The sequence below is a fragment of the Idiomarina zobellii genome, from assembly GCF_900100855.1.
In the GTDB taxonomy this organism is placed as follows: Bacteria; Pseudomonadota; Gammaproteobacteria; order Enterobacterales; family Alteromonadaceae; genus Idiomarina; species Idiomarina zobellii.
Window position 1 is genome coordinate 1 of sequence record NZ_FNCB01000025.1, and the last position, 9,640, is coordinate 9,640.

The 9,640-nt window shown below is 47.6% G+C and carries 10 protein-coding genes; 2 read left to right on the plus strand and 8 right to left on the minus strand.

The genetic code is table 11. From position 1 onward, the window contains the following. The first annotated feature begins 410 nt into the window (after nt 1–410). On the plus strand, nt 411–1,730 hold the full coding sequence (locus BLT32_RS12590; protein WP_053954612.1) for an NAD(P)/FAD-dependent oxidoreductase: 1,320 nt from the start codon (nt 411–413) through the stop codon (nt 1,728–1,730). Between the two features lie 204 nt (nt 1,731–1,934). Here the strand turns inward: BLT32_RS12590 and BLT32_RS12595 are convergent, their stop codons facing one another. The 8 genes from BLT32_RS12595 to rplU form a co-directional block, all read right to left on the minus strand. After that, the gene (locus BLT32_RS12595; RefSeq protein ID WP_053954613.1) at nt 1,935–3,080 is read right to left on the minus strand and encodes an ABC transporter permease; all 1,146 of its coding nucleotides are present in this window, start codon (nt 3,078–3,080) and stop codon (nt 1,935–1,937) included. After that, entirely contained in the window at nt 3,080–3,814 is a 735-nt protein-coding gene (locus BLT32_RS12600) for an ABC transporter ATP-binding protein (protein ID WP_053954614.1), read from the minus strand. The genes BLT32_RS12595 and BLT32_RS12600 overlap by 1 nt, the downstream gene beginning before the upstream one ends. A gap of 1 nt (nt 3,815) precedes the next feature. Beyond that, on the minus strand, nt 3,816–5,276 hold the full coding sequence (locus BLT32_RS12605) for an alpha/beta hydrolase (RefSeq protein ID WP_053954615.1): 1,461 nt from the start codon (nt 5,274–5,276) through the stop codon (nt 3,816–3,818). A 150-nt stretch (nt 5,277–5,426) separates the two neighbouring features. Next, nucleotides 5,427–5,801 carry a DUF3718 domain-containing protein gene (locus BLT32_RS12610; protein WP_053954616.1) on the minus strand — a complete coding sequence of 125 codons (375 nt, stop codon included), beginning with the start codon at nt 5,799–5,801 and terminating at the stop codon, nt 5,427–5,429. Between the two features lie 110 nt (nt 5,802–5,911). Further along, the gene (gene folA, locus BLT32_RS12615) at nt 5,912–6,412 is read right to left on the minus strand and encodes a type 3 dihydrofolate reductase (protein WP_053954617.1); all 501 of its coding nucleotides are present in this window, start codon (nt 6,410–6,412) and stop codon (nt 5,912–5,914) included. Nucleotides 6,413–6,496: 84 nt separating this feature from the next. After that, complete coding sequence (gene cgtA / locus BLT32_RS12620) at nt 6,497–7,654, minus strand: Obg family GTPase CgtA (RefSeq protein WP_053954618.1); 1,158 nt, start codon at nt 7,652–7,654, stop codon at nt 6,497–6,499. Nucleotides 7,655–7,770: 116 nt separating this feature from the next. Next, a complete protein-coding gene (gene rpmA / locus BLT32_RS12625; protein WP_053954619.1) occupies nt 7,771–8,028 on the minus strand; it encodes a 50S ribosomal protein L27 in 258 nt (85 codons plus the stop codon). A 15-nt stretch (nt 8,029–8,043) separates the two neighbouring features. Next, entirely contained in the window at nt 8,044–8,355 is a 312-nt protein-coding gene (gene rplU, locus BLT32_RS12630) for a 50S ribosomal protein L21 (protein WP_053954620.1), read from the minus strand. A 169-nt stretch (nt 8,356–8,524) separates the two neighbouring features. On the opposite strand from rplU, the gene ispB reads away from it, so the two are divergent. Next, nucleotides 8,525–9,496, plus strand: a complete 972-nt coding sequence (ispB, locus tag BLT32_RS12635; RefSeq protein WP_053954621.1) for an octaprenyl diphosphate synthase — start codon at nt 8,525–8,527, stop codon at nt 9,494–9,496. Nucleotides 9,497–9,640: the final 144 nt, after the last annotated feature.

The following is a 9,640-nucleotide window of genomic DNA, read 5'->3' on the forward strand; positions in this document are numbered from 1 at the left end:
TCCTGGGCTATGCTACACAAGCAGCAGGAATTTAAATTGAATTAAAACAGTATTTAAGTCTCATCCAGCAATGCGTAGTTGCATGGTGCAACAGGTAAAACCGACCCTTGAGATGCCGAGAGAACCTAGTGAGTTATAACTCAGAAGGGACGATATAGCGCCAAGGGTGCGGTTATCCATGAAGGCCAGAGCTCACTGAGGAATCACTTGCAGCTCAAAACAGGCCGTATATACGAGTGCAGTTTTATCCTGTCCACCTCACGCAAAGCTGGTTAGCAACAAGGTGAAATTATGTAACTAAACAACTTGCGTAATGTGAGGTGTCCATATACGTATTCACGGGCGTCCTCCATAATAGTCCTTGTAACCTCAGCGCTCACTACCTTCTTTCTCTGCTATAGGTGGTGATTATGTATGATCCTTTGGTTAATGCGCCTCCGGGGCCTCATGATGCTCCTGGAGCTAGTTATTGGCAGCTGCATACTCAGGCCGAATTTCCGCAGTGTGCTGATGCACCGGAGGATGTGGACTTTGCAATAATTGGCGGCGGTTATACGGGTCTTAACGCGGCTCGGACGTTGGCTGAAAACGGACATTCTGTTGCTGTCTTTGAAGCAAACAACCTGGCTTGGGGCTGTTCATCACGCAACGCCGGTTTTGTCATGAAAAGTACGGGCAGGCTGGGACTTTCAGCTTGGGCTAAGCGTTTTGGTGAGGACGTTGCTAAGGGTATAGCCCAAGAGCATGGGTTAGGTTTGAGGCTTATTGAAAAAACCATTGAAGAGTGCCCTGAGCATTGCCAACGTCAAAGCGGCGGCTATTTAAAAGTTGCTCATAAGCTAGCGTCAGTAACCCCCTTACAACAGCAATACGACAGTCTTAGACAATTTGAACAACCTGTTGAGTGGTTAGATAACAGCGCTTTAAGTCAAGTTATCGATAGTCCTCAAGCGCACGCAGCCCTTCGCTTTACTGACTGTTTTGCCGTTAACCCATTATTACTAGCCGCAGCAACGGCCCGCCGAGCCGCTAAAGCCGGAGCGCAACTAGTTGAACACTGCCCGGTCACTTCAGCGGCTTCTTTAGGTAAAAAAGGCGTTTATCTGGAAACAGCCAAAGGCAATGTGCGGGCTCGTAAGCTATTGGTTTGTTCGAATGGCTATACATCCCAACAATTACTTCCCAAGCTCGCTAGCCGCTCTTTACCGGTTCTCTCGAGCATCATTACCACACCACCGTTGTCACAAGAGCAAGCTGATAGTATTCGTTTATCACCAGAGTATGCCATCATGGATACGCGGATTCTGAAGTATTACTTCCGCCTACTGCCTGACAACCGCTTATTATTTGGCGGCCGAGGAGCAATTCAGGGAAAAAATGCGGAAGACCCAGTTTTCGCCAAGCGGTTGTTAAAAGCAATGCACCAAACATTCCCTCAGCTCAAAGATATTACCCAATGGGACCACTTTTGGAGCGGCTGGGTCAGCGTATCACTTGACGACTATCCTCGCGTCGGCAAATTCAGCGACAACATATACGCCAGCATGGGGTACTGCGGCGCCGGTGTTAGTTTCAGCGCACTAGCCGGCCAACGATTAGCCGAATGCGCCATGGGAGCAGCTCTACCCAAACTGCCCTACTACCAGTCGCAACTAAAACCATTCCCCCTCCCCAAATTCCGCCGCTTAGCTCAATGGTTCTACTACCACTACGGTCGCCTACTCGACTGAAGGTGAGGTGGCAGATAGAGAGCGCTGAGGCTATAGGGGCTACTATGGAGGACGCCCGTGAATACATCCTTGTAGGGCTTGGGCAGCGCCATCCATGGCGCTGCACACCTCCATAGCAGCCCACTCTAACCGTCGGGCGCGCTCTCTATCCGCCACAGAAGGACTCAATGCTCAAGCGAAGCAAGTGAGTAGCCTGCCCTGGAGCTACAGGCCGAAGACTATTTTCTCGCTTTTGAGAAGGCGTGCTATGTATTTTATGAGCAATAAAGCGGCGACGAAGGTGGCTATGCCGCTTATCACTGTGCCCATTACGTTAATAGACTCTCCGCGAATGAGTGACAGAAAAGCCTGATGTTGTCCGGTGAGGGGCAAGTAATAGAGTATTGGATTTTTAAGTCGGGCAAACTCTACGCCAAAGGATGCCGCCATTGGAATAATCAACAGGAAGCTAATATAAGTCTGTGCTTCTTTGAAATTTTTTGCCCGAAAAGAAACGAACAGCTGTAATGCGGTTGCAAATAGCGCTAACGGCACAAGCAATACGAACATGAGTAGCATCATGCCAACGCTAAAATTCACGTTCATACCAATTTCGTGAAGCGGCACGTAAGCAAAAATAATAGGAATAATAATCAACGACAGTGCGGCACCAAATAGCGAGAAGGTAGAGGCTGTCAGAGCCTTACCTGTCACTATATTCCAAGTGCTTAATGGCTGGCTCAACAAGAACTCAAGTGAGTTTCGCTCTCGCTCCCCGGCACTAATATCAATAGCCACGTTCATGCCTGACCAAAACACTGACAAAATAATAAATACCAAAACGGAGCCCATAATCAGTGCTGCTTTCGAGCCCTTTGTGGCAACGTCCTGCTTTTGCAGCTGAATAGGCTGCACAACGCGTGGGTCAACACCACGAAGAATGAGCCTATAACTGGCAATTTGACTGCTATAGGCTTGTACCGCCTTTTCGACACGCTTGATATCAGTTTGCTGCTTCTGAGAAGACCAGTCTGCATTTAATTCAACTTCAACAGGCTCAGCGTCAGCAATTTTGGTGGACCAGCTTTCTGGCAAACGCAATATAATTGGGGTTTCGTTTTCTGACCAACCGCCTTGCTTTTCAACAATGCCGTTCTCGTTCAAAAACTCGACCAATTGCGGTGCGTATTCTTTACCTTCTATCTCGATACCGACGTCGGCTTGGTCAGTGAGCTGTGAAATCAAGAAGAAAAACGCCACTGCCATAAGCATAGGGCCAAAAAACGCATAAGACATTGCCGCAAATACTGAACGTTTATCGCGTATTGCGTCGCGGAACTCTTTTTTCCATACGGTAGTTAATGCACTCATTACGCCGCAATTCCTTCGTCCGTTCCGATAATTTTAACGAAGGCATCTTCAAGCTGCTCTTCGCCCGTCATCTGACAAAGCTCTTCCGGTGTTCCTTCCGCCGCCACTTTCCCTGAAGCCATGACCACAACACGGTCGCACAAGGCCGCCACTTCCTGCATGACATGGCTGGAAAATAAAATACAGGTACCCTGAGCCCTTTGTTCGCGCAGTACGTCGCGCAAAATTCGAGTGCTCATTACATCTAACCCGCGACTTGGTTCATCCAAAATAAGGTGTTTAGGGCTGTGTACTAAAGCCTGAGCCAATGCCACTTTCATGCGTTGCCCTTGAGAAAAGCCACCTGTACGGCGGTCAGCCAACTCTTCAATATCCAGCTTTTTAATTACTTGAGATACCGCTTCTTTTTGAGCGCTGCCGCTTAATCCATGCAGTTCAGCAAAGTACGCCACCTGCTCACGCACGGTCAAACGTTCATAAAGCCCGAATTTATCCGGAAAGATACCTAAATTTTTGCGCGCGCCCATTGGGTTTACGTTAGCATCAACGCCTTCTATTTCCGCCTTCCCTTCATCTGCTTGTAGTAAGCCGTAAATAATGCGGAGGCAGGTGGTTTTTCCTGCGCCGTTGGGGCCTAGCAAGCCTGTGATTTCTCCGTCTTTTGCCTGAAAACTCAGCGCGTTCAGGGCCTGCACACTCTTAAAGGTTTTACTCAGTTTATCGACATTAATCATCTTACAGCCCCGCTCCATTTTGATTTAGTACGAACGGCTTTAGGCGTTGTTCTTGCAAACAGCTACCGTCAAGGGCGCTGACATCTGCGGTTTCAATAAACTCAGCAATGAGGTTGTTGGCGCAGGTATGGCTGGCAATAGTATGACTCGCGTTTGGCGCAACTAAGTGCACACTATTGGGTAAGGTTTCTGCGGCTAACTCCCCCCATGAAGGCGGAGTCACCGGATCCAACTCTCCCGAGAGTAATAACACGGGTTTATCGCTAACCACCGGTTCCGACCAATAGGATGGCACCGAAACCGACTTCCAGCCCCTGCACATATCGATAAACGCATCACCAGTCCGGGCACCAATAAATTGGTTGTCTCCGTCTTCTGCTAGCATCTGCTCGGTCGCACGAGGTAAGTCCTCGCTGCACACTACCGATAACATTAGACCGAGATAAATATTGCTTTGTGACATTGTGCCGCCCATTAACCCCAATACAGCTTTGTAGTTTTTCTCCGAAGCCGAATGAATCGCATAAGGCAAAAGCTGACGTGTATTTGGGTGATATAACGCCATACGCACAATAGAACTAAAACGCCCGGGTGTTAAGTTTATGGTAATTGGTTCGAAAGACAGAGGATCATGGGTATCCAGCAGTACGTCCTGTTTTTCTAAAGCGGACATAACATCAAAATAGTCTTGCTCTAAATTGGGAAACTGTTCCTGACAAGCAGCTTGCTCTTCGCAGTTCTTCAGCATAGCGTCAAATGCTTGCGCCCCATGTTGACCAAACGGACCAATTACCACTTGAGGCGGAGCTACGGCATCTAAGGTAGCAGTACGCACAGATTCCGGCGCTTCTCGTAAGTAGGTTAACCCAACCCGAGTTCCATAAGACCCACCGTATAAATTCAGTTGCTGAACCCCTAAATGCTCACGAACGCTCTCAAAGTCCTTAACAGCATTCACCGTGTGATACTGAGTTGTGTCGGTGTCTGGGTATTTTAATAAACAGTCCGCTGTTAACTCAGCTAAATCGTGGTCATCGTCGCTTCGTATCAGTTCATCCGGACGACTGATATCACATTCAAGAGGATGACTTTTCCCTGTGCCACGCTGATCGATCAACAAGATATCTCGCTTTTGGCGAACCTTATCGAACATTCGGGAAATCATCGGCGCCAACTCGGTGGCTGCCTGACCTGGGCCGCCCGCTAAAATCAGCATTGGGTCGGGCTTTGCGCCTTCCTGAATTGCTGGAAGCACCGCATAATGCAAGCCTATTTGCTTACCTTGAGGTTTCTCATAGTTTTCAGGAACTTGAACAATCCCGCATTCCAAGCGTTCCTGAATTCCCGGCAGGTAGCACTCATTATCGATTGTGTCCGTATTTTCTTGTTGTTGTGCTTGGGCGTTATTATTAAACGCGCCCAACACTAACAAGGGTATGGAAACCAGCATCCACTGTTTCATAATCAGTCCAGTTGAATTGAATCACAGTGAGTTATTGTCGTTGAGAAGTGGGAAAAATAAAAGGTAAGTAACTGAAAGAATTGTTAGAAGATGTAAAAAAACCCGCAGGCTAAGCTTGCGGGTTTTTAGTAATTCATTTTAGCTTTGTAATTAAAGGCCTGCGCGCTCTTTAATTGCTGCAGCAATCGGCGAGCCGCCGTGACCGTTAGACTGTGCCCATTCGTAGTCACCAGAGCTTTTCAGTTCGTCTACTGATAAACGTCCAACAATAAACTCGCCAATGTCTTGTGAGCCATTTGCCATTGCGAACTGCAATAAGCTTTGACCATTACACTGGATGCCTGAATAGATGTCACGGACACGCACGCGTGAGTCACGTAACTTTTTACGCATACGCATGGTGTCGTCACCCTGAACGTAGGTGCAAAGGCTTAACGCCAATTCGTTCGCTTCTGCGTTTTTTGAAAAAGTTGCGCCAGTTACTGCAACCGCAGCCATCAAGGTGCCTAATACAATCGCTTTCATCTAAAACCCCATCACAAGATTGTTCAAAAATTCATCAGGATGATACTACGATATGAGTCGCTCTGCAATGGGCTGCAAGTCACGTAAGTGACTGAAATTATAACGTCTTATTAACGTTTCCTATCGAAAATAAGGGTAGTAAAATCGTTGGAATTTCTCTCGTTTGCGGCAAAGTTTTGCCGCTCTACCTCTTGCCAGTCAGCGACTTCCTCGTAATCAGGAAAGAAGGTATCGCCGTCAACATTTAGGTCTATTTTAGTAACATATAAGCGGTCTGCCAGCGGTAAAAAATTTTCATAAATTTTTCCACCACCAATGATCATGACTTCTTCTACGGGACCGGCTGCAGCTATCGCTTGTTGCGGTCCATTAACCCAGAGTACTTGACCATCATGGGTTTCTCGAGCTTCTGAAGTTCTGCTCAGGACAATATTTTTACGACCGGGTAATGGGCGGCCAATTGATTCAAAGGTATTTCGCCCCATAACAATTGGCTTACCCAACGTAATTTTTTTGAAATACTGGAGTTCGTCAGGCAAATGCCACGGCATTTTATTGTCTTTTCCTATGACTCTATTGTCTGCCATTGCAACTACAAGCGATATTTTCATCCAGAATTACCTTCGTATAGCCTGATGCTATTGCATCAGGCGGGATTTAAGCTTCAACATAGAATCTGACGTAATAACGCCAGGCTACTTCTGATAAATGACTTCGACGCCATGATCGTCGTCGTCATCGTCGTCTTCATCATCATCAAAGTGTTCATCCATAACATCTTCGTGGTAACTGTCCCACTTAAATTCAACCGGATCGGCCTCTTCCTGCTCTTCCATATGCGGTACGGGCAACGTTTCAATATAGTTCATGACTTCACGACAAAGTTCTTGCGAGCCCCTACCTTCCAACGCCGCAATCTGGAACACGGGACCGTCCCAGTTCAACTCTTTCACCAATGCATCGACTTGCTCCTGGACTTCTTCATCTAAGACCAAGTCAACTTTATTAATAACCAGCCAGCGTGGCTTTTCTGCCAGCTTCGGGCTGTATTTTTCTAACTCATCAATAATGATACGAGCCTGTTCGGCCGGATCCGTTTCATCAAACGGTGCTAAATCAACTAAGTGCAATAGCAGCCGGCAGCGCTCAAGGTGTTTTAAGAAACGAATACCTAGCCCTGCACCTTCTGCAGCCCCTTCAATAAGTCCAGGAATATCAGCTATCACAAAACTCTGTCCCGGCGCCGGCGTTACAACACCCAGGTTAGGAACCAAGGTGGTAAACGGATAGTCGGCGACTTTTGGTTTTGCCGCAGATACTGAACGAATAAATGTCGACTTACCCGCATTTGGCATACCTAGCAGACCAACGTCGGCTAGCAGCATCAACTCCAGTTTCAGGTTACGCACTTCTCCGGGCGTGCCGTCTGTTTTTTGGCGTGGCGCGCGGTTCACACTGCTTTTAAAACGGGTGTTTCCCAAACCATGAAAGCCGCCTTTAGCAACCCGCAGTTTTTGTCCATGTTTGGTCAAATCGCCAATGACTTCGCCGGTATCAATATCAGTCGCACGAGTTCCCGGAGGAACCGTCAACGTAATGTCACTGCCTCGTTTACCTGTGCAATTCTTACCCATACCGTTTTGACCACGTTCCGCTTTATGGAAACGTTCAAAACGATAGTCGATAAGCGTATTCAGGTTTTCATCGGCTTGCAGGTAGACGTCACCGCCATCACCGCCGTCGCCTCCGTCTGGACCACCTTTCGGTATATATTTTTCGCGGCGAAAACTGATACAGCCATTACCGCCGTCGCCGGCGTCGACACGAATTTCTACTTCATCAACGAATTTCATCGCAATCTGCTACTTATCACTCATTAAATATTGTGCAAAATTCTAGCACATAAGAAAAAGCCCCGCCGTAATGGCAGGGCTTTCGAACCGAAACTTTTCAGTTTATGTCGAGGTTATTAGTCAGTAATAACGCTCACATATTTACGGTTATTCTTACCTTTCGTTTCGAAAGATACCTTGCCTTCAGAGGTCGCGAACAACGTGTGATCTTTACCGATGCCAACATTGCTACCAGCGTGGAAACGTGTACCGCGCTGACGAACCAGGATGTTACCTGCAAGAACCGATTCACCACCGAAGCGCTTAACACCTAAGCGTTTACTCTCTGAATCGCGACCGTTTTTAGTAGAACCACCAGCCTTTTTATGTGCCATGTCGTTACTCCTTAATTAGCTATTGATACCAGTGATTTTCACTTCAGTGAACCACTGACGATGGCCTTGTTGGCGACGAGAGTGCTTACGACGACGGAACTTAACGATTTTAACTTTATCGCCACGACCGTGATCAACCACTTCTGCTTTCACTTTGCCACCGGATACGAACGGAGCACCGATTTTTACGTCGCTGCCGTCAGAAACCATCAAAACCTGGTCGAATTCAACTACATCACCGGTAGCTGCTTCCAGTTTTTCCAGGCGGACGATTTGGCCTTCAGACACACGGTGCTGCTTACCGCCACTTTGGAATACTGCGTACATATTATTCTCCACAACCCTATTGGGTATCCAAATTCAAATCAGGGCGCGAATTGTACGTAATCCCGCCAACGATCGCAAGTCCTAATTTGCCGCCTTTAGAGTTTCCGAGCTCGTTGAATTAGTGTACCATCTGGTTTCCGTTAAATTTTGTAAATTTCAGATATCTATGATGGATATGCAGTCCATTAACGCATTAGCCAAAGACGACATGTTAGGTGTTAATGCGCTTATTGGTGAACAACTAAAATCCGACGTTGCCTTAATTAACCAGCTGGGTATTTATATCGTCAATAGCGGCGGTAAACGCCTGCGCCCTTTGCTGACCGTATTAACCGCCCGGGCACTGGACTATGACGGCAACGATCACCAAAAACTCGCCACCATTATAGAATTTATTCATACTGCAACACTCCTGCACGACGATGTCGTCGATGAGTCTGATTTACGCCGCGGACGCAAAACTGCAAACGCCGTATTCGGTAACGAAGCCGCAGTACTAGTGGGTGACTTTCTCTATACCCGCGCTTTCCAGCTAATGGTCGACTTAGACTCTCTGCGTATATTGCGTATTTTAGCGGACGCCACCAACATTATTTCCGAAGGCGAAGTCTTACAGTTAATGAACTGTAATGACCCGGATACCTCTGAAGAAAGCTACTTCAACGTCATTTACGGCAAAACCGCCAAGCTGTTTGAAGCCGCAACGGAGTTAGCAGGTGTACTTACAGGGCAGGACGAAAAGCTTACGGCTCAATTGGCGGACTACGGCCGCTATTTAGGTACTGCTTTTCAACTTGTAGATGATTTACTGGATTACACAGCTGACAGCGACTCAATGGGCAAGAATGCCGGCGATGATTTAGCAGAAGGTAAACCAACACTGCCGCTGTTATACGCTATGTGGCACGGCAACGAAACCGAGCAAAAGCTGATTCGTGAAGCGATTGAGCAAGGCGACGGACGTGAGCACTTACAAACCGTATTAACCGCTATGGAGCGAACGGGTGCTTTACAGTACACCCGCGACAAAGCATTAGAAGCCGCCGAACAAGCGCGCGAGTCCCTAAGCGAACTCCCCGACTCCGATTACAAACAAGCCCTACTCGCCCTAACCCATCTGGCAGTCGACCGAGTGGCGTAAGAAATGCTTTGGGGATCGGGTTCTGTTTCGGAGGACGCCCGTGAATACATATATGGACACCTCACATTACGCAAGTTGTTTAGTTACATAATTTCACCTTGTTGCTAACCAGCTTTGCGTGAGGTGGACAGGATAAAACTGCAC

What these genes read in the sequence shown, in the direction of transcription:
- BLT32_RS12600 (WP_053954614.1), bottom strand. Translation starts at nt 3,814, where the DNA reads ATGATTAATGTCGATAAACTGAGTAAAACCTTTAAGAGTGTGCAGGCC.
- rpmA (WP_053954619.1), bottom strand. Translation starts at nt 8,028, where the DNA reads ATGGCACATAAAAAGGCTGGTGGTTCTACTAAAAACGGTCGCGATTCA.
- folA (WP_053954617.1), bottom strand. Translation starts at nt 6,412, where the DNA reads ATGAAAATATCGCTTGTAGTTGCAATGGCAGACAATAGAGTCATAGGA.
- BLT32_RS12605 (WP_053954615.1), bottom strand. Translation starts at nt 5,276, where the DNA reads ATGAAACAGTGGATGCTGGTTTCCATACCCTTGTTAGTGTTGGGCGCG.
- cgtA (WP_053954618.1), bottom strand. Translation starts at nt 7,654, where the DNA reads ATGAAATTCGTTGATGAAGTAGAAATTCGTGTCGACGCCGGCGACGGC.
- rplU (WP_053954620.1), bottom strand. Translation starts at nt 8,355, where the DNA reads ATGTACGCAGTATTCCAAAGTGGCGGTAAGCAGCACCGTGTGTCTGAA.
- BLT32_RS12595 (WP_053954613.1), bottom strand. Translation starts at nt 3,080, where the DNA reads ATGAGTGCATTAACTACCGTATGGAAAAAAGAGTTCCGCGACGCAATA.
- ispB (WP_053954621.1), top strand. Translation starts at nt 8,525, where the DNA reads ATGGATATGCAGTCCATTAACGCATTAGCCAAAGACGACATGTTAGGT.
- BLT32_RS12610 (WP_053954616.1), bottom strand. Translation starts at nt 5,801, where the DNA reads ATGAAAGCGATTGTATTAGGCACCTTGATGGCTGCGGTTGCAGTAACT.
- BLT32_RS12590 (WP_053954612.1), top strand. Translation starts at nt 411, where the DNA reads ATGTATGATCCTTTGGTTAATGCGCCTCCGGGGCCTCATGATGCTCCT.